21 protein-coding genes are annotated in these 18042 nt (G+C 67.7%); 8 read left to right on the top strand and 13 right to left on the bottom strand.

The genetic code is table 11. From position 1 onward, the window contains the following. The first annotated feature begins 49 nt into the window (after positions 1–49). Entirely contained in the window at positions 50–700 is a 651-nt protein-coding gene (locus PQI07_RS00185) for a CatB-related O-acetyltransferase (protein WP_274927660.1), read from the top strand. Continuing rightward, on the top strand, positions 697–948 hold the full coding sequence (locus PQI07_RS00180; RefSeq protein ID WP_043353490.1) for a DUF3297 family protein: 252 nt from the start codon (positions 697–699) through the stop codon (positions 946–948). Before PQI07_RS00185 ends, PQI07_RS00180 begins: the two co-directional genes overlap by 4 nt. Here the strand turns inward: PQI07_RS00180 and PQI07_RS00175 are convergent. The 4 genes from PQI07_RS00175 to aspS are packed head-to-tail and all read right to left on the bottom strand — an operon-like array spanning position 918 to position 5071. After that, complete coding sequence (locus PQI07_RS00175) at positions 918–1250, bottom strand: type II toxin-antitoxin system HicA family toxin (RefSeq protein ID WP_043755601.1); 333 nt, start codon at positions 1248–1250, stop codon at positions 918–920. The two genes, PQI07_RS00180 and PQI07_RS00175, sit on opposite strands and share 31 nt — an antisense overlap. After that, complete coding sequence (locus PQI07_RS00170; RefSeq protein ID WP_043383706.1) at positions 1247–2323, bottom strand: acyltransferase family protein; 1077 nt, start codon at positions 2321–2323, stop codon at positions 1247–1249. The genes PQI07_RS00175 and PQI07_RS00170 overlap by 4 nt, the downstream gene beginning before the upstream one ends. Further along, positions 2320–3192, bottom strand: coding sequence for a glycosyltransferase family 2 protein (locus tag PQI07_RS00165; RefSeq protein ID WP_274925772.1), 873 nt, complete (start codon positions 3190–3192; stop codon positions 2320–2322). The genes PQI07_RS00170 and PQI07_RS00165 overlap by 4 nt, the downstream gene beginning before the upstream one ends. A 34-nt stretch (positions 3193–3226) precedes the next feature. Further along, positions 3227–5071 carry an aspartate--tRNA ligase gene (gene aspS / locus PQI07_RS00160; RefSeq protein ID WP_274925771.1) on the bottom strand — a complete coding sequence of 615 codons (1845 nt, stop codon included), beginning with the start codon at positions 5069–5071 and terminating at the stop codon, positions 3227–3229. A gap of 144 nt (positions 5072–5215) precedes the next feature. Here aspS and PQI07_RS00155 point away from each other — a divergent pair, with 144 nt between their 5' ends. The 6 genes from PQI07_RS00155 to xoxJ all read left to right on the top strand — a co-directional run bounded on the left by PQI07_RS00155 (position 5216) and on the right by xoxJ (position 11394). Beyond that, positions 5216–5614 (top strand): hypothetical protein, encoded by a 399-nt coding sequence (locus tag PQI07_RS00155; RefSeq protein ID WP_274925770.1) that lies wholly within the window; start codon positions 5216–5218, stop codon positions 5612–5614. 95 nt (positions 5615–5709) lie between these two features. Further along, on the top strand, positions 5710–6897 hold the full coding sequence (gene rnd / locus PQI07_RS00150; RefSeq protein WP_043383710.1) for a ribonuclease D: 1188 nt from the start codon (positions 5710–5712) through the stop codon (positions 6895–6897). Positions 6898–7007: 110 nt separating this feature from the next. After that, on the top strand, positions 7008–7295 hold the full coding sequence (locus tag PQI07_RS00145; protein ID WP_043356694.1) for a hypothetical protein: 288 nt from the start codon (positions 7008–7010) through the stop codon (positions 7293–7295). Between the two features lie 704 nt (positions 7296–7999). Next, positions 8000–9805 carry a lanthanide-dependent methanol dehydrogenase XoxF1 gene (xoxF1, locus tag PQI07_RS00140; RefSeq protein WP_043356691.1) on the top strand — a complete coding sequence of 602 codons (1806 nt, stop codon included), beginning with the start codon at positions 8000–8002 and terminating at the stop codon, positions 9803–9805. 132 nt (positions 9806–9937) lie between these two features. Next, positions 9938–10549 (top strand): c-type cytochrome, methanol metabolism-related, encoded by a 612-nt coding sequence (locus PQI07_RS00135; RefSeq protein WP_043383711.1) that lies wholly within the window; start codon positions 9938–9940, stop codon positions 10547–10549. Continuing rightward, positions 10534–11394, top strand: coding sequence for a rare earth element methanol dehydrogenase accessory protein XoxJ (xoxJ, locus tag PQI07_RS00130; RefSeq protein WP_446720931.1), 861 nt, complete (start codon positions 10534–10536; stop codon positions 11392–11394). The genes PQI07_RS00135 and xoxJ overlap by 16 nt, the downstream gene beginning before the upstream one ends. A 46-nt stretch (positions 11395–11440) precedes the next feature. Here xoxJ and folK read toward each other — a convergent pair whose 3' ends face one another. The 9 genes from folK to pqqA all read right to left on the bottom strand — a co-directional run bounded on the left by folK (position 11441) and on the right by pqqA (position 17873). Continuing rightward, positions 11441–11911 (bottom strand): 2-amino-4-hydroxy-6-hydroxymethyldihydropteridine diphosphokinase, encoded by a 471-nt coding sequence (gene folK, locus PQI07_RS00125; RefSeq protein WP_075379594.1) that lies wholly within the window; start codon positions 11909–11911, stop codon positions 11441–11443. Next, positions 11908–12285, bottom strand: a complete 378-nt coding sequence (gene folB / locus PQI07_RS00120; protein ID WP_043383712.1) for a dihydroneopterin aldolase — start codon at positions 12283–12285, stop codon at positions 11908–11910. The genes folK and folB overlap by 4 nt, the downstream gene beginning before the upstream one ends. 2 nt (positions 12286–12287) lie before the next feature. After that, positions 12288–13124 carry a dihydropteroate synthase gene (gene folP / locus PQI07_RS00115; RefSeq protein WP_075381835.1) on the bottom strand — a complete coding sequence of 279 codons (837 nt, stop codon included), beginning with the start codon at positions 13122–13124 and terminating at the stop codon, positions 12288–12290. Positions 13125–13209: 85 nt separating this feature from the next. After that, positions 13210–13572, bottom strand: coding sequence for a hypothetical protein (locus PQI07_RS00110; RefSeq protein ID WP_043383718.1), 363 nt, complete (start codon positions 13570–13572; stop codon positions 13210–13212). Next, on the bottom strand, positions 13553–14278 hold the full coding sequence (locus PQI07_RS00105) for a hypothetical protein (protein WP_274925768.1): 726 nt from the start codon (positions 14276–14278) through the stop codon (positions 13553–13555). Before PQI07_RS00105 ends, PQI07_RS00110 begins: the two co-directional genes overlap by 20 nt. Further along, the gene (pqqE, locus tag PQI07_RS00100) at positions 14275–15420 is read right to left on the bottom strand and encodes a pyrroloquinoline quinone biosynthesis protein PqqE (protein WP_053608688.1); all 1146 of its coding nucleotides are present in this window, start codon (positions 15418–15420) and stop codon (positions 14275–14277) included. Before pqqE ends, PQI07_RS00105 begins: the two co-directional genes overlap by 4 nt. Beyond that, complete coding sequence (gene pqqC / locus PQI07_RS00095; RefSeq protein ID WP_274925767.1) at positions 15417–16499, bottom strand: pyrroloquinoline-quinone synthase PqqC; 1083 nt, start codon at positions 16497–16499, stop codon at positions 15417–15419. Before pqqC ends, pqqE begins: the two co-directional genes overlap by 4 nt. Positions 16500–16851: 352 nt before the next feature. Next, a complete protein-coding gene (gene pqqB / locus PQI07_RS00090) occupies positions 16852–17751 on the bottom strand; it encodes a pyrroloquinoline quinone biosynthesis protein PqqB (protein WP_274925766.1) in 900 nt (299 codons plus the stop codon). Positions 17752–17783: 32 nt separating this feature from the next. Continuing rightward, positions 17784–17873 carry a pyrroloquinoline quinone precursor peptide PqqA gene (gene pqqA, locus PQI07_RS00085; protein ID WP_012317526.1) on the bottom strand — a complete coding sequence of 30 codons (90 nt, stop codon included), beginning with the start codon at positions 17871–17873 and terminating at the stop codon, positions 17784–17786. Between the last annotated feature and the right edge of the window lie 169 nt (positions 17874–18042).

Below are 18042 nucleotides of genomic sequence, written 5' to 3'. Positions count from 1 at the left end.
GAGGACGACGCGGTCGCGCCTCGCACGGGCTCGCGTCTTGACCGGTCTGTTGCACCGGCTGCGCAGGGGGCGCAACCCGCACAACGAGACGCGGCTCCACCTCGCCAAACTGGCGAGGACCTACGGCTTCTCCATAGGCGCCTATTCGTATGGGCGTCCAAAAGTCCGCTTCCCGGAGAGCGGGCGGCGGCTGACGATCGGCCGGTATTGTTCCATCGCCGACAAGGTCGAGATCCTTCTCGGGGGCGACCATCGGCTCGACTGGGCGTCGACCTACCCGTTCGCAGCTGTGCGCGGGCTGTTCCCGGATGCCCACGCGCCCGAGGATTACCATGCCTCCCGGGGCGACGTGGTGATCGGGCACGATGTCTGGCTCGGGTCCGGCTGCATGATCCTGTCCGGCGTCACGGTCGGGCACGGGGCCGTGGTGGCGGCACGGGCCGTCGTGACGCGCGACGTGCCGCCCTACGCCATCGTGGCGGGCAACCCGGCGCGGGTGGTGCGGCACCGGTTCGACGCGGCCACGGTGGCGGCGCTCGTGGCGGCGGCGTGGTGGGATCGGCCGCACGATACGGTCACCCGGCTGGTGCCGCTGCTGCAGAGCGGCCGGATCGTGGATCTGCTCGCGGCGTTGCGCGTCAGCGCGGATTCCCGTACCGGCGGGGCCCAAATCGACGACGACCCGAGACCTGGACGATGACCGACACGCCTCCCGACCGCCTCGCCGCCAACCCCAACAGCCCGTTCTACGACGAGAAGGCGCTGGAGCGCGGAGTCGGTGTCCGATTCAAAGGGGTCGAGAAGACCAACGTCGAGGAATATTGCGTCAGTGAGGGCTGGGTCCGGCTCTCGGCCGGCAAGACCCTCGACCGGGCCGGCAACCCGATGACCGTGAAGCTGAAGGGTACGGTGGAGCCTTATTTCCGGGACCCGTCCGCGGAGGCCTGATCGCCCTTCCTGGCAAGAGCGCCCTGGAAGTTGCGCACGGCCTCTGCGACGAGAATCCGAAGTCGCTCCGGGGAGCGCGGTCCGTCGATGATGAGGCTTGCGAGAATATCGGTGCGGCGGGACCGTTGCTTGGCGGTGCGCGGGTGGTTCGAGACGCGCAGGTGCCACGGGCCATCGGGCCGCTTCAGATACAGGCTGTCGCCGCGTTCGTTCCGGGCGACGACCGTGAAGCCGTTGGCCTCCAGCATCCGCGCCGCGAGGGCCAGCGCCTTCAGCGGCGAGAGCGGCCCGTCGGCGCTCACGATCCGGCGGGCTCGATCGTGCCGAGGCGACGCCGACCCAGCGCCCGCACCTTGAGCGCCAGGGCCGGCCGCTCGATTCCGTACCAGGACATGGCGGCGACCGGTACGGTCAGGGCGAGGGCGGGGGCCAGCAATGCGGCTCCCGAGACGTCCGGCCACAGGGCATGCAGGCTCTGCTGGATCGGCCAGCCGTAGAGATAGATCCCGTAGGACAGGTCGGCCGGCGGATCGAACGGTCCACGCGCCAACGGGCCGAGGGCGAGCCAGACCACGCCGTAAGCCTCGGCCAGGAACAGCAGGGCCGGATAGGCCGGTGTCCGCGCGAGGACGAACGCGCCGAAGGCCAGGCAGGCGAGGGCGGCGGCCGAGACCCGCAGGCGGGCGCGCCACAGATAGAGCCCGGCCCCGGCCGCGAAGATCATCGGCAGGCGCAGTGCCGTCTCGGTGCCCTTGGGCAGGTCGAGGCCCCGCAGGGCGCCCATGACGACCAGCGCCAGCGCCAGGCCCACGACAATGATCAGGGCCGACCAGCGCCGCCGGAGCAGACCGCACAGGGCGGCGACGAGAACGCCGAGATAGCACAGCACCTCGTATTTCAGCGTCCAGACCGTTCCGAGGGGCGCCCGGTACGGGTTGCTCTCGAAGACGCCGGGGAGGGCGGCGTTGCTCTTGAAGGTCGTCAGCGTCCCACGGATGAACGACCACAGGCCGGGGTCGCCCAGATACGCGGAGACGGGCAGGCGGGTCATGGCCGCGCCGAGCCCCAGCGATACAACCAGCGTCGCCGCCACGAGTCCCGGCAGGATCCGCAGGGTCCGCGCGATGGCGTAGTCGCGGATGCCGCGGCGGTCGCAGCTCATGGTGACGAGGAAACCCGACACGGCGAAGAAGCCGTTCACCGCGTGCTCCCCGAGCGTGTAGCCGGTCAGACGGGCGAGAGGCTCGTCGCCGGCCGCGCCGGTCGCGACGCTGAACGCGTGGGACACGACGACCGCCAGGGCCAGCATCAGCCGCAGGCCGGTGAAGCCGTTGCGCTGGGCTTCGAGTGCGGCCGCGATCGTCGAGGCGCTCATTTGGTCAGGCCCTCTTGGGCCAGGGCTTCGCGGCCGCGCAGGAAGGCGAGGGCGCCCGCGGCCGAGCCGCCGTAGCGCTCCAAGCCCGACCGGCGCAGAACCAGCGCCGACAGCAGCGCCTTCGGGACGTTGGTCATCAGGGTGGCGCGGCTCGGGTCGGGAAGGCCGTACTTGCGGCTGACATAGGCGCGCGACCAAGCCTGATGCCAGCGCGATCGGAACACGCGGCCCGGCTCCGGCGCCGAGGACCGGCCGCGACCGTGCAGCGCTTCGGCACCATGGACGTGGATCAGCGCTCGGCCGCGATCGGCGACGCGCCGGCAGAGATCATCGTCCTCATAGAACAGGAAGATGTTCTCGTCGAAGCCGCCGAGATCCAGGAACAGGGCGCGCGGCATCATCAGGCAGGCGCCGGAGAGGAACGGTGCGCAGGCATCGCCCTGGGGCAGCGCGGGCCGGCCGCCGGGATTGGCGAGATAGGGCGCCAGCAGCGAGCGTGCCTGGAAAAAGAAGCGCCCATCGGATTCGACGAGGCGCGGGGCCAGAAGGCCCGCATCGGGCCACATCCGGGCGGCCTCCAGCAGGGCATCCACCGCCCCCGGACGCAGGACCACGTCCGGGTTGACGATCAGGATGTGCTCCGCCGTCTCGGCGGCCCGGACGCCCCGGTTGTTGGCGCGGCCGTAACCCTCGTTGCGGGCGTTGCGGATCACCTGCGCGCCGGCGGCTTCCGCGACCGCCGCGGAGGCGTCGCGGCTGGCATTGTCGACCACGATCGCCGGGACGTGCTGACCGGCGAGCGCGGCGAGGCAGCCGGGCAGCACCGCGGCGCTGTCGTGGGCGACGACGATCGCGACGAGGCTCGGCACCGCGCGGCCGGTCCGCGGCCGGTCTAAGCGGACCTCAGGCCTTCTTCTCGGGCAGGTTGAGGCGGATGTGCAGCTCGCGCAGCTGCTTCGGGGTCGCCTCGGAGGGCGCACCCATCATCAGGTCCTCGGCGCGCTGGTTCATCGGGAACAGCACCACCTCACGGATGTTCGGCTCGTTGCACAGGAGCATGACGATGCGGTCCACACCCGGCGCGATGCCGCCGTGCGGCGGGGCGCCCATGCGGAGCGCATTCAGCATGCCGCCGAACTTCTGCTCCAGCACCTCGTGGCCGTAGCCGGCGATGGCGAAGGCCTTCTCCATCACGTCCGGACGGTGATTGCGGATCGCGCCCGAGGACAGCTCCACGCCGTTGCAGACGATGTCGTACTGGAAGGCCTTGATCCCGAGGATCCGCTTGGTGTTCGCGCCGTTCTCATCCTCGCTGGCGAGGGCGTCGAGGTCGAGCGCCAGGAACTCCTCGCGGTCGATGTTCGGCATCGAGAACGGGTTGTGGGAGAAGTCGATCCGCTTCTCCTCCTCGCTCCACTCGTACATCGGGAAGTCGGTGATCCAGCAGAACGCGTACTGGTCCTTGTCGCAGAGGCCCAGCTCGTCGCCGATGCGGATGCGCGCCTTGCCGGCAAGGCCGGCAGCCTTGGCCTCGGGACCGGCGGAGAAGAAGACCGCGTCGCCGGCCTTCGCGCCCGCCCGCTCGGCGATCAGCGCCTGAACCTCGGCCGGGATGAACTTGGCGATCGGCCCCTTGCCGGAGAGCTGGCCGTTCTCCTCCTCGAACACGACGTAGCCGAGGCCCGGCGCGCCCTCGGAGCGGGCCCAGTCGTTGAGCCTGTCGAAGAACGAGCGCGACTGCGCCGCCGCGCCAGTCGCCGGAATCGCCCGGACCGCGCCGCCGGAGGCGATCACGCCCTTGAACGCCTTGAACGCCACGTCATCGCGGGCGAACAGGTCGGTGACGTCGGCGATGATCAGCGGGTTGCGCAGGTCCGGCTTGTCGACGCCGTATTTCAGCATCGAATCCGCGTAGGTGATGCGCGGGAATTCCTTCGTGACGCGCTTGCCTTCGGCGAACTCCTCGAACACCCCGCGCAGGACCGGCTCCACCGCCTGGAACACGTCCTCCTGGGTGACGAAGCTCATCTCGATGTCGAGCTGGTAGAACTCGCCCGGCGAGCGGTCGGCGCGGGCGTCCTCGTCGCGGAAGCAGGGCGCGATCTGGAAATAGCGGTCGAAGCCCGCGATCATCGTCAGCTGCTTGAACTGCTGCGGCGCCTGCGGGAGGGCGTAGAACTTGCCGGGATGGACCCGCGACGGCACGAGGTAGTCGCGGGCGCCCTCGGGCGAGGAGGCGGTCAGGATCGGGGTCTGGAACTCGAAGAAGCCGCCGTCGCGCATCCGGCGGCGGAGCGAATCGATGATCGCGCCACGCTTCATGATGTTGGCGTGGAGCTTCTCCCGACGCAGGTCGAGGAAGCGGTACCGCAGCCGCGTCTCCTCGGGGTATTCGAGGTCTCCGAAGACCGGCAGGGGCAGCTCGCCCGCCGGGCCGAGCACCTCGAGGTCGTCGATGTAGACCTCGACCGCGCCGGTCGGCAGCTCGGCATTCTCGGTGCCGGCCGGGCGCGTGCGGACGCGGCCGTCGATCCGCACGACCCATTCCGAGCGCACCGCCTCGGCGGCCTTGAAGGCCGGGGAATCGGAATCGATCACGCACTGCGTCAGGCCGTAATGGTCCCGCAGATCCACGAACAGCACGCCCCCGTGGTCGCGGATGCGGTGGCACCAGCCGGAGAGGCGGACACTCTGCCCGACGTCGGACGGGCGGAGCGCCCCGCAGGTGTGGGAACGGTAACGGTGCATGATGGGCTTCTTCTGAGGGAAGGCCGGCACCATTCACGCAAGGCCCCCCAAGTCAAGCGCGCGGCAAGCAGGACCGCTCCGAAAGCCGCGCCGCAATCGCCGTGCGGCCTACCGGGCGGACCCTCGAATCCCCATATGATGTCCATGAACGACAACGTTTTTTTCGCGCCGGAGCGACCCGCGAGGCCCGCGCCCGGAAGCGCTCCTGCCGGGTGGCGGACCCTGCCCCTCGCAGGCCATTTCGACCTCGTCTACGAGGACGCGGCCGGCGCCTGGAGCAACCGCTCCCTCGACGCGCGCGAGCTCAGGCTCGGCCCGGGCCGGACACTGCTCGGCGGCATCGACGCGCGACGCGGTGGCTATCGCGGGTTCCGGGTCGACCGGATCCGCCGGCTCGTCGATGGGGCGACCGGTGAGCGTATCGAGACCGGGATCCTCGACCGTCTGCTCGGGCGCGCGGAGGCGCAGCGACGGGCCGACGCCCTGCGGATCCGCCGGCAGACGCGGCTGCACCGAAAGGCGGCTGTGGGGTCTCCGGCGTGACGAACGTCGCGCGGCGGTAACGGAACGCGCGCGAAAGATGGGGACCCGAGCGGGTGCGTCTCCCCATGTCGGCTGCGGTTGCGTATAGCCGATGCATGGACCTGATCACCACCACTGACGCGCTGCGCCAGATCTGCACACGTCTCGCCGAGCAACCCTTCGTGACCGTCGACACGGAGTTCATGCGCGAGACGACGTACTATCCGAAACTCTGCCTGATCCAGATGGCGGCCCCGGACGGCACAGGCGTCCTGGTCGATCCGCTGGCGCCGGGAATCGACCTCGAACCCTTCATCGCGCTCATGGCCGACGAGCGTACGGTCAAGGTGTTCCATTCCGCCCGGCAGGATCTGGAGATCATCTGGCTGATCGGCGGGATCCTGCCGCATCCGTTCTTCGATACGCAGGTCGCCGCCATGGTCTGCGGCTACGGCGATTCCGTCTCGTACGAGCAGCTCGTGAACGACGTCGCCAAGGCCAAGATCGACAAGTCTTCGCGGTTCACCGACTGGTCACGGCGACCGCTCTCCGAGGCGCAGTTGAGCTACGCGCTGTCGGACGTCACCCACCTCGTGAGGATCTACGAGGTTCTCGTGGCCGAGCTGCTGCGCACCGACCGGGGCGCGTGGCTCGACGAGGAGATGGCGGTGCTGACCTCGCCCGAGACGTACCGTGCCGATCCCGCCCAGGCGTGGCGGCGGCTCTCCGGGCGGATGCGCAAGCCGCGGGAAATCGCCGTGCTGATGGAAGTGGCCGCGTGGCGCGAGAGCGAGGCGCAGGCGCGCAACGTTCCGCGCGGGCGGATCCTGAAGGACGAAGCGGTCATCGATATCGCATCCGCGGCGCCTCGAAACGCCGAGGCGCTCGGCCGGCTTCGGACGATCCCGGCGGGATTCGAGCGTTCCCGGACCGGGGCCGACATCGTCGCTGCCGTGGAGCGTGGCCTCGCTCGCGACACCAGCGCCGTCCGAATGCCCGAGCGGGTGCGGCGGAGCGGGGGCAACGGGGCCATCGTCGAGTTGCTGAAAGTGCTGCTCAAAGCGGTCTGCGAGACGGAGGGCGTCGCGCCCAAGATCATCGCGACGGTCGACGACCTGGAGGCGATCGCCGATGACGATACCGCCGAGGTTCCGGCCCTCCAGGGCTGGCGGCGGACCCTGTTCGGGGACAAAGCCCTAGCTCTGAAGCAGGGACGTCTGGCGCTCTCCGTCGAGGCCGGCCGCATCGTAGTGCGCCCGCCCCAGGGTGACACCGCGCCGGACGGCGTCGAGCGGGCCGGATGACAGCGACGAGCCGGGAACGGGACAAATGACGCGCTCGGGCGTGACTCGCAGAAGGGCCGGGATTAAATGGCAATCGGATTGCCGCTTAGTCCCGCCCTTGCGCCCCGCGTATGTTCGAATCCAACGAGATCCTGAAGACGCTGACGGGGCGCGGTCTCGTATCGGCGGAGGGCTGTGAACCGGCCCGCGTCCGCTACCGGCTCGTGGTCGAGCGGCGCGAAGGCGGCATCGTCGCGTACGGCAACCTCTACGGCAGTTCAGCAGGCCTCCGGCCGATATGGCTCGAGCCGGATGCCCAGCTCAGGCTCTCCAACGGCCGCCGGCTCAACATCTCCGTGACGGATCTGGTCGGCGACGTCGCCGAGTTCGAGAGTACGGGACCGGTCGGCGCACTCTGACGCCCCGTCCAACACAGCACACCTGACAATCAGGCCCCCGGCGGCATCACCCCGGCCAGAACCCGATCGTTCCGGACCCGGGACGATTCGGCAATTTGTCGCGCCTGACGCCGGCTGCGACGGACCGGATCCGCGAAAAATTCGGATGCGGCGACTGGGCGCAGACGGGCAAACCGGGAAAATTCGGCAATGACCGGGCGTCGGACCGTTCTGCAGTGCAGTTGACTCGCCGACGTCCCGCGCGTTCGCTTCGACCCGCCATGCGGCCAGACCAAGCGGGCGACGCATGCAGACACCCAGCAAAGCTTGTTCGTTTGCAAGATCCGCATGGGAGGCGCCGACGTCTCCGTCAGTTCTGCCTCAAAGAACGGCAAGCTTCTTGTGCATCGCAGCATTTCTTTTCGCAAACGCATGACATCGCCCGTGCCTTTGTCATGCGAAGAGAAGCTTTCACCGTGTGACCACAGCCCTCGAACGGCGAGTTGACGGCGCTCAAAAATCTCTTAAGGTCCGTTCAAGCCTCGGTTTCGAGGGAGCCGCCTCAGGGATGGCGGTTCCTGGCTAGGGGATCAGTAGATCTCCTCGAAGTCCACTATGCCCGCTACCGAGGCGTCCATCCCTGTCGCAAACAGTCAGGTCGGAGTCCGCGTGACGCCGTTATCGCTGCGCGTCGCAAATACTCTCAAGACTTGTCGGAGGAACCCATGAGAGCGGTACATCTCCTTGCGCTCGGCGCAGGTGTCGCGGCCGTCGCCGCGCCGGCGCTGGCCAATGAAAGCGTCATGAAGGGCATCGCCAACCCGGCGGAACAGGTTCTTCAGACGGTTGATTACGCGAATACGCGTTATTCGAAGCTCGACCAGATCAACGCCAAGAACGTCAAGGATCTCCAGGTCGCCTGGACGTTCTCGACCGGCGTTCTGCGCGGCCACGAGGGCTCGCCGCTCGTCGTCGGCAACATCATGTACGTGCACACGCCGTTCCCGAACATCGTGTACGCCCTCGACCTCGACCACGAGGCGAAGATCATCTGGAAGTACGAGCCGAAGCAGGATCCGTCCGTGATCCCGGTCATGTGCTGTGACACGGTCAACCGTGGCCTGGCCTACGCCGACGGCGCCATCCTCCTGCACCAGGCCGACACCACCCTCGTGTCGCTCGACGCCAAGACCGGCAAGGTCAACTGGTCGGTCGTGAACGGCGATCCGAAGAAGGGCGAGACCAACACCGCCACGGTTCTGCCCGTGAAGGACAAGGTCATCGTCGGCATCTCCGGCGGCGAGTTCGGCGTGCAGTGCCACGTCACCGCCTACGACCTGAAGACCGGCAAGAAGGTGTGGCGCGGCTACTCCGAGGGCCCGGACGATCAGATGATCGTGGACCCGGAGAAGACCACGTCGCTCGGCAAGCCGATCGGCAAGGACTCCTCGCTGAAGACCTGGGAAGGCGATCAGTGGAAGACCGGCGGCGGCTGCACCTGGGGCTGGTTCTCGTACGACCCGAAGCTCGACCTGATGTACTACGGCTCGGGCAACCCCTCGACCTGGAACCCCAAGCAGCGTCCGGGCGACAACAAGTGGTCCATGACCATCTGGGCGCGTAACCCGGATACCGGCATGGCCAAGTGGGTCTACCAGATGACCCCGCACGACGAGTGGGACTACGACGGCATCAACGAGATGATCCTCACGGATCAGAAGGTTGACGGCAAGGACCAGCCGCTCCTGACCCACTTCGACCGTAACGGCTTCGGCTACACGCTGAACCGCGAGACCGGCGCCCTGCTCGTCGCCGAGAAGTTCGACCCGGCCGTCAACTGGGCGTCCAAGGTCGACATGGACAAGGGCTCGAAGAACTACGGCCGTCCGCTGGTCGTGTCGAAGTACTCGACCGAGCAGAACGGTGAGGACACCAACTCCAAGGGCATCTGCCCGGCGGCGCTGGGCACCAAGGATCAGCAGCCTGCGGCCTTCTCGCCGAAGACCAACCTGTTCTACGTGCCTACCAACCACGTCTGCATGGACTACGAGCCGTTCCGGGTCACCTACACCCCGGGCCAGCCCTACGTCGGTGCGACCCTCTCGATGTACCCGGCCCCGAACTCGCACGGCGGCATGGGCAACTTCATCGCGTGGGATGGCGTCAACGGCAAGATCAAGTGGTCCAACCCCGAGCAGTTCTCGGTGTGGTCCGGTGCTCTGGCCACCGCTGGCGACGTCGTGTTCTACGGCACGCTTGAGGGCTACCTGAAGGCGGTCGACGACAAGACCGGCAAGGAGCTGTTCAAGTTCAAGACCCCGTCGGGCATCATCGGTAACGTGATGACCTACCAGCACAAGGGCAAGCAGTACGTGGGCGTCCTGTCGGGCGTCGGCGGCTGGGCTGGCATCGGCCTCGCGGCCGGCCTGACCGACCCGAACGCCGGCCTCGGCGCGGTGGGTGGCTACGCGGCTCTGTCGCAGTACACCAACCTCGGCGGCCAGCTGACGGTCTTCGCCCTGCCGAACTAATCGGCCGCAGGGTTAGACGTGAAAAACGATGCCGGCGCGGGTTCCCGCGCCGGCATCCTTGTGATTAGACTTTCTCGCAAGAGGCTGCGGCTCGAGGGAGACGAAGAGCCTCGATCCAGGGAGACACATGCGTTGCTCAACCTCAGCAAGATCGTAACGCGGCCGGTTATCGCCGCCCTCGCCCTAGCGACCGTCTCGACGGTTGCCGTACATGCTGAGGATGCCAAGCCCGCCGACCCCAAGCTCGCCAATTCCTTGAACGCGAACGACAAGACCGCCGAGCAGGATCCCAAGCTGCTGAAGCAGGATGCTGCGACGAAGGTCGAGGACGGCAAGTATTTCGATGCCGACGGCCACCCGACGTTCCACGTGACCCAGGACGGCAAGATGCTCGACTGGTACACCTACTCGGGCTACCGCCGCTATCACGCCGAGTGCCACGTCTGCCACGGTCCGGACGGCATGGGTTCGACCTACGCGCCGGCGCTGAAGGATTCGCTGAAGCACCTCTCCTACGAGGAGTTCATCGGCATCCTGGCGGGCGGCAAGCAGGAGGTGAACTCCGCCGAGCAGAAGGTGATGCCGGCCTTCGGCGACAACAAGAACGTCATGTGCTACTCGGACGACCTGTACGTCTACCTCAAGGCGCGCGCCGCCGGGGCGATCGGGCGTATCCGTCCGTCGGATCATGAGGACAAGCCCGACACGGCCAAGAAGGCCGAGAAGGAATGCATGGGCGGCTGATGTCGTCTCTTGCCCGGATCGCCGTCCTCTGCGCCCTGACATTCACCGGGGCGCAGGGGGCTATCGCCCAGCATCTGCCGGATACGGTGACCACGGACGTGCTGCGCGTCTGCGGGGATCCGGGCAACATGCCGTTCTCCGAACGCAAGGAGGACGGCTTCGAGAACAAGATCGCGGCGATCATCGCCGACGAATTGAAGATCAAGGTCCGCTACTACTGGCTGACCCAGGGTCCCGGCTTCGTGCGCAACACGCTCGGGACCGGCCTCTGCGATCTGATCATGGGTCAGGCCTTCGGCAGCGACCTCGTCCAGACCACCAATCCCTATTATCGGTCTGCCTATACGCTGGTCACGCGCAAGGGTGAGTACGAGGGCGTGACCGCCCTCGACGATCCGCGCCTGAAAGGCAAGAGCATCGGCGTGATCGCCGGGACGCCGCCGGTCAACCGCATGGGAGATCTCGGCCTCGTCTCGACCATGAAGGCCTACGCCCCCTATCAGCTCGACCCGGCCCGCAAGCATCAGACGGTTGCCGCCGAGATCATCGCGGCGCTGGCCGCCAAGGAGATCGACGCGGCCGTGCTGTGGGGGCCTGCGGCGGGCTGGCTCGCCAAGCAATCGGGCGTTGCGATGAATGTCGTGCCCCTGCTCAAGGAGCCGGAGCGGCCGCCGATGGCCTACCGGATCGCCATGGGCGTGCGGATCGGCGAGAACGATTGGAAGCGCTCGCTGAACACCGTCCTGCGCAAGCGTAAGGCCGATATCGACGCGGTCCTGCGCGCCTACGACGTGCCGCTCCTCGAAGAGGATGACAACAAGCTCGCGGAGCCGGCCGAGCGCTGATGCACCGTTGCGGGTCGCCGCTCGACGGCGACCCGGCCGGGTCGGCTCAGACGCGCGCGATGCCGGTCCGGTCGAGCTTCGCCAAGGCATCCACCACGCGCTCGCCGCCGATCACGAGGTCGGGTGCGATCTCGGCCAACGGCACCAGCACGAAGGCCCGTTCACGGACATAGCGGTGCGGCAGAACGAGACGCGCGTCGTCGACGGCGGCGCCCTCGTAGGCCAGGACGTCGATGTCGATCACCCGCGGCCCCCATCGCTCCTCGCGGACCCGGCCGAGATCGTGCTCCACGCGGAGGCAGGCGTCGAGCAGGCCGTGCGGATCGAGATTCGTTTCCACCGCCACGGCCCCGTTGAGGAACCAAGGCTGATCGGTCTTGCCCCAGGGCGGCGTGCGGTAGTCGGAGGACCGCGTGACGAGGGTGATACCCGGATCCGCCGCGAGGCCCGCGACCGCGCGGTCGAGCATCGCGGCCATGTCGCCGACATTGCTGCCGATACCGAGATAGGCCCTCATCGGCCGGCTCCGCGACGACGCATGATCTCGATGCTGACACTGTCCAGAATGGCGGGAACGGGAGCGCTCGGCTTGTCGACGCGGACCGTGACGGCGTCGATCAGCGTGAAACGCGCCAGGATCTCCGCGGCGATGGCTTCGGCCAGGGCTTCGATCAGGTTGAATCGATGCTCGGTGGCGATCGCGACCGCCACCGCGGTGAGATCGGCGTAGCTCACCGTGCCGGCCACATCATCCGAGCGGCCCGCCGCGCCGAGGTCGAGCTGCGCTTCGAGGGAAATGTAGAAGCGCTGGCCCAGCACGGCCTCTTCGGCCAGCACGCCGTGTCGGCCGAACACCGCGATGCGGGTGACGCGGATCAGGTCGCCGGCCATGCTCAGCGCGCCTCCGGCCGCATCACGGCATCGACGACGCGCATCGCATCGACATGCGCCGCAACGTCATGCACGCGCACGATGTCGGCGCCGAGCGTCGCCGCGACGGCGTGGGCCGCGAGGGAGCCGGTTAGACGGTCCGCCGGCCGGGTCTCGCGATCATGCAGGCGTCCGAGAAGCGACTTGCGGGAAACACCGACCAGGACCGGAAACCCGAGGGCGCGGATCTCGGGCAGCCGCCGCAGCGCCTCGAGATGCTGGTTCCAGCTCTTGCCGAAGCCGACACCCGGGTCGAGCACGATCTCGGAATCGGCGAGGCCGGCGCGATGGGCGATGGTGAGGGACCGCTCGAAGAAGGCGAGCATGTCGGCCACGATGTCGAGATCCGGGTCGATCGTCTCCCGGTTGTGCATGATGATCACGGGCGCGCCGTGCGCCGCCGCCACGGAGGCGATGTCGGGCTCACGCTGGAGCCCCCAGACGTCATTCACGATCCGGGCACCGGCCTCCAGCGCGAGGCGGGCCGTGGACGCCTTGTAGGTGTCGATGGAGATCGGCACCGGCAGACGGGGCGCGATTGCCCGGATCACCGGCAGGACGCGCGCCTGCTCCTCCTCGGCCGGGACCGGAACGTGACCGGGCCGGGTGGATTCCCCACCGATGTCGAGTATCGCCGCGCCCTCCGCGACGAGGCGCTCGGCCTGGGCCACGGCTTCGGCCTCCCCGGCGAACAACCCACCGTCCGAGAAGGAATCGGGCGTGACGTTGAGGATGCCCATGACCAGCGTGCGGCCGCCCAGAGCAGGCAGCAGAGCGGACAGGCTGGAGGAGGGTGTCACGGTGCGGGTCCCGTTCACGAGCGCGGTTCGGGAGCCGGTGTGCGCGAATCGCGAGGCCGGCGCAACGCCGGCCTCGCCTCGCAACTCAGCCGTGATAGCAGCGAATCTCGGCTTCGGCCTGGGCGCGGCGCAGGTCCGCCACCTTGTCGTCGAAGATCTTGGTCGACTTGAACTCGTTCGCCCGGTTGCCGATGCCCTGCCGCATCGACAGGATGGTGCTCGCCTGGACGTACTTGTCGTACGGCAGGATCGCGGCGAGCTGGTCGAGCGAGCAGGAGCATTTCTGCAGGCTCTCGCGCGTCTGGCCGTTGGCGGCCATGCAGCCGAACACGTAATCGACCCGCGCGTCGGTCGGGTAATCGTTCTCCTCGGCTGCCCAGCCGGCCAGGCCCGACAGCGTCAGGGCGAGGGCAGCCAGGGCGCCCCGTTCAGCCAGCCTTCTGATCATAGTTCAGCTTCTCCTCAAGCAGCTCACCGCCATCCGCGCTCTTCGACGACGCCTCGATCGAGACGATCTCACCCGGCACGGACGGGGCAGTGACGAAGGTATAGGTCATGTCGTCCAGGCCGCGCATGCGCTGCGCCATGGAGTCGCCCTGAAAGGGCTTCGTTACCACGCGCCAGCCGTCGACTTCGCGACCGCCGATCGTCACCTTCGTCGGCGTCACGGTCGCCTTCTCACGCAGCCCCTTGCGGATGGCGAGCTTGAGGTAGCGCGGATTGGCCTCCAGCACCTTGGCCAAGCCGCGCAGGTGGTTCTCCAGGAACAGGGAGACGATCGGGTTGCCCGCCATGTCCTCGAACGGGCCGGCCGGCACCCGGTTCAGCCCGGAGAACATCACGACGCTGATATCCCGGCCTTCCGCGCTCTTTCCGGGCTCGACCTTCAGCTGGACCGTGTCTTCCAGCGGTGCCCCGAACGGCCCCTTCGCGATGCCCGAACGGCGCAGATAATCATAGGTCAGCGTCGACCCCGGCGCCGCATTCTTCATATGCGGCTGGTCGAACAGCAGATCCGCGGCGGACGGCGCAGCGGCCGCGTTGGCATGGGTCACGATGGCGGGCTTCGACGCATCCTCGGCGAGGGCCGGCAGCACGGCCAGCCCGAGCGCGACGGACGTCGTAGCAAGACCCTTTACGACAAGACCTCTCACGAGTGGACTTCCTCCTTGAGCGGCGACCGAACGTTGCTGCCGATCGTCCGATAAATGTAATCCGGCGGGTTTTCCGCAGCTTCCTCCGCGGCAAGGGCCCGCACCTTGGCGTGGAGCGGGGAGAGCGAGCAGGCAGGATCGGTGGCGGCCGCGTCCCCGGCGAGGGCCAGGGCCTGACAGCGGCAACCGCCCCAGTCCTTCTCGCGCCGGTCGCAGGAGCGACAGGGCTCCTTCATCCAGTCGGTGCCGCGATAGGCGGTGAAGGCGGGCGAGTCGCGCCAGATCTCGCCCAGCGTGTGATCGTTGACGTTCCAGAATTCCAGCCCCGGGATCGTCTCCGCCGCGTGGCAGGGGAGGACCTTGCCCTGGGGCGTCACGTTCATCAGCTTGCGGCCCCAGCCGCCCGCGCAGGCCTTGGGATATTTCGCATAATAGTCCGGCACGACGAGGTCGATGACGAGCTGGCCCTTCAGGCGCTCCCGGGCTGCCTCGACGATCCGGATCGACTCGTCCACCTGCGCCTTGTCGGGCATCAGCGCCGCGCGGTTGACGTAGGCCCAGCCGTAATACTGCGTGTGCGCCACCTCGAGCCGCTTGGCGCCCATCTTCACCGCGAGGTCGATGAAGCCCGCCACCTCGTGGATGTTGCCGCGGTGAATCACCGAATTCAGCGTCAGGGGCAGGCCGAGTTCGACAACCTTGGCGGCGAACTCGAACTTCTGCGGCTGGGCGTTCTTGAGGCCGCCGATCTTCTCGGCATTCTGCGCGTCGACGCCCTGCACCGAGAGCTGCACGTGGTCGAGCCCGACATCGTAGAGCGCCTGGAGCTTCGCGAGCGCCCCGCCGACGCCGGAGGTGATCAGGTTCGAGTAGAGGCCGAGATCGGCGCAGGTCTTGGTGATCTCGACGATGTCGTTGCGTGCCGTCGGCTCGCCGCCGGACAGGTGCACGTGCAGGACGCCGAGGGCCGCGGCCTCCCCGAGCACGCGCTGCCACGTCTGCGTGTCGAGCTCGCCCGACCGGCGGTCGAGTTCCAGCGGATTCGAGCAATAGGGGCAGCGCAGCGGGCAGCGATGGGTCAGCTCAGCGAGCAGACCCACCGGGGCCGGCGCATCGGGCCGGTTCGGCGTCAGCGCATTCATCGCTCAAGAACCCGTTTCTCCGCGAGGCCGTCGAGCATCGCAAGGATGTCGGCCTCAATGGCCCGCGGCTCGGCCGCGTACGTCTTTCCGAGCTCGTCCGCGATGTCGGCGACGCTGCGCGCGCCGTCCACGAGCTTGAGCACCGCGACGGCGTTGTCGTCGAGATCGAAGGTGCGCTCGGGGGCGAGCAGAACCCACTTGCCGCGGGTTTCGTCGTTGCGCAGCCGGACGCCGCGCGGCAGCCGCGGACGGTCGCCGGCCGCCATCTTCCGGTTCCCGCCCACCCGGGCCGGAGACGCCTCGGCCACGAGACCCTCGCCCGGTTGCCACGCGTCCGGGGGGACCATCCCGGGGGAAACATAGGCGAAGTACAGGGCGTCGAGTTGCGTCCAGAGGACGTTGCACTTGAACGTCAGCGCCGCCATGGCCTTCCGCTGCAGCTCCGGCGTGGTCGCGTGCTGCTTGACGTAGTCCAGGGCGAAATCGGCATCCCGCGGCGCCTGGGTGAGACGCTTGTCGAAATACGCCAGCGTCTCCTTGGTGATGAAGTCATAGTTCTTCAGCATCCCGGCGACACGCTCCGAGATGATCGTCGGCGAGAACATCTCGGTCAGCGACGAGGCGATCGCCTCCAGGAGCGTCTTCTCGGTGACGAAGTGCACATAGGCCTCGACCGAGAACTTCGTGGCCGAGAGAATGCCGCGGGTCGACAGGACGTAGTCGCGGTCGAAGCCCACGCCCTCGGCGAGCTTCAGCCACCGCTCGATACCGCCGTCACCCTCGTGGTCGCCGTCATGGTCGACGATGCGCTGGCGCCAGATCCGCCGCAGCGACGCGTCGGTCATGCGCGCCAGAACGGCGGCATCCTTCACCGGAATCATCGCCTGGTAGTAGTAGCGGTTCAAGGCCCAGGCCCGGACCTGATCCTTCGACAGCTTGCCGTCATGGAGCAGGCGGTGGAACGGATGCAGGTTGTGGTAGCGGCGCGCGCCGATATCGCGCAGGGCGGCTTCCAGCTCCGCGGGGCTCAGGAGACGCTGGCTGTCGGCGGTGTCGGGGGTCGGGAAGACTGCGTTCATGGCGTTTCCGGCGTCCGTCCTCGGGTCGCGTTTCCTGTGCGGTCGTTCCGCCCTCGGCAACGGGGCGAATGCCGTGCTTCAACGACAATATAGTGCCGGCGGCTTCCAGGCCCAACCGGATGACCCGGACGCGTGCCCCATTCGCGCGGTCAGCGCCTGCGACACAGGGCGCGTACGAAACCCGTCCGGTCTCTCGGTCGCCGAGGCACCTCACCCGATGCGACGGAGACTCAAGGCCCGACCTCAGCCTGGGGCGCGGCGATGCCGCGACGGAGTCCTCCTCGGACGCCTCAGGATGAGGATGCGGAAGGGGTCGACCGGATTCTACGTGCGCTCCACTGTCGTCACAGCCTCAAAGCGACAGGCTCAGGCCGTCATGGGCTACGGTCCAGCCGGCGGCCTCGACATCCGCCCGTTCCGGAGAGCCTTCGACCAGGACCGGATTGGTGTTGTTGATGTGCACGAAGATGCGGCGCCCGATCTCGACGGAACCCAGGGCGTCGATCGAGCCGTTCTCACCGCGCATCGGCACATGGCCCATGCGCCAACCGGTCTTGGTGCCGACGCCCGCCCGGATCATGTCTTCGTCGTGCAGGACGGTGCCGTCGAACAGCAGCGCGTCCACGCCGGCGATGCGGGCGCGCAGCCCGTCCGTCACCCGGGCACAGCCGGGGATGTAGGCGAGGCGCCGGCCACCAGCCTCGATCAATGCGCCAACCGTGGTCTCGGTCTCGGCGCCGATCTCCAGGGTCTCGTCCTCGAGCCAGAGCGGCACCTTGCCGGGAACGGGGAAGAGGGTTACCGACAGGCCGGGCAGGGGCTCGAAACGCTGATCCATCCCTATCGGCTGGCGGGCGACCACGCCCTCGGCCATCACGTCGAACACGCGGTTGGCATTCACCGATTCGAGGATGCCGCGGGTGCCGTAGAGCGTGTAGGGCTGGCCTTCGCGGAGGGTCAGAAGACCCGCAACGTGGTCGACATCCCCGTTCGTCAGCAGTACCGCCTTGATCGGCGAATGGCGTAGGCCCTCGCGCGGGTGCATCTGCGCATTGTCGAAGAGCTGTTGCCGGATGTCCGGCGAGGCATTGATGAGCAGCCAATCAGACCCGTCGGCGGAGACCGCGATACTCGACTGGGTCCGGGGGCGTACCCGGTCCGGTTCGGACCGTGCCAGCGAACAGATGGGGCAGCGGCAATTCCACTGGGGAAGGCCGCCGCCAGCCGCAGAACCGAGGATCACGACGCGCATGTGCGGCTCCCGAGATCCCCGGTCCGTAAAACTCAGTTGAAGGTGTCGATCTCAGCCGACTCGTAGCTCGTCACTTCCATGCCGACGCAGATCTCGGACACGATCGGGGCAGCCCACTTCATGGTGTTTCTCCTCAGGCGATATCTTCACCGAGCGTCACGCGGATCCTAAGAGGACCCTAAGACACTGATGGCGCTCTCATTTCTGGCGCGGGAGAGGTATCGACGATTCAGGCGCGGGCTTCAAGCACTAAGTTGCCGGATCCTCCCAAATTTTTCGTGAGAGACTTCC

Origin of the sequence: Methylobacterium sp. 092160098-2 (genome assembly GCF_028920805.1) — a bacterium.
Lineage (GTDB): Bacteria > Pseudomonadota > Alphaproteobacteria > Rhizobiales > Beijerinckiaceae > Methylobacterium > Methylobacterium fujisawaense.
The sequence above is the reverse complement of the archived record's forward strand: the minus strand, read 5'-3'. Positions and strand labels throughout refer to the sequence as shown.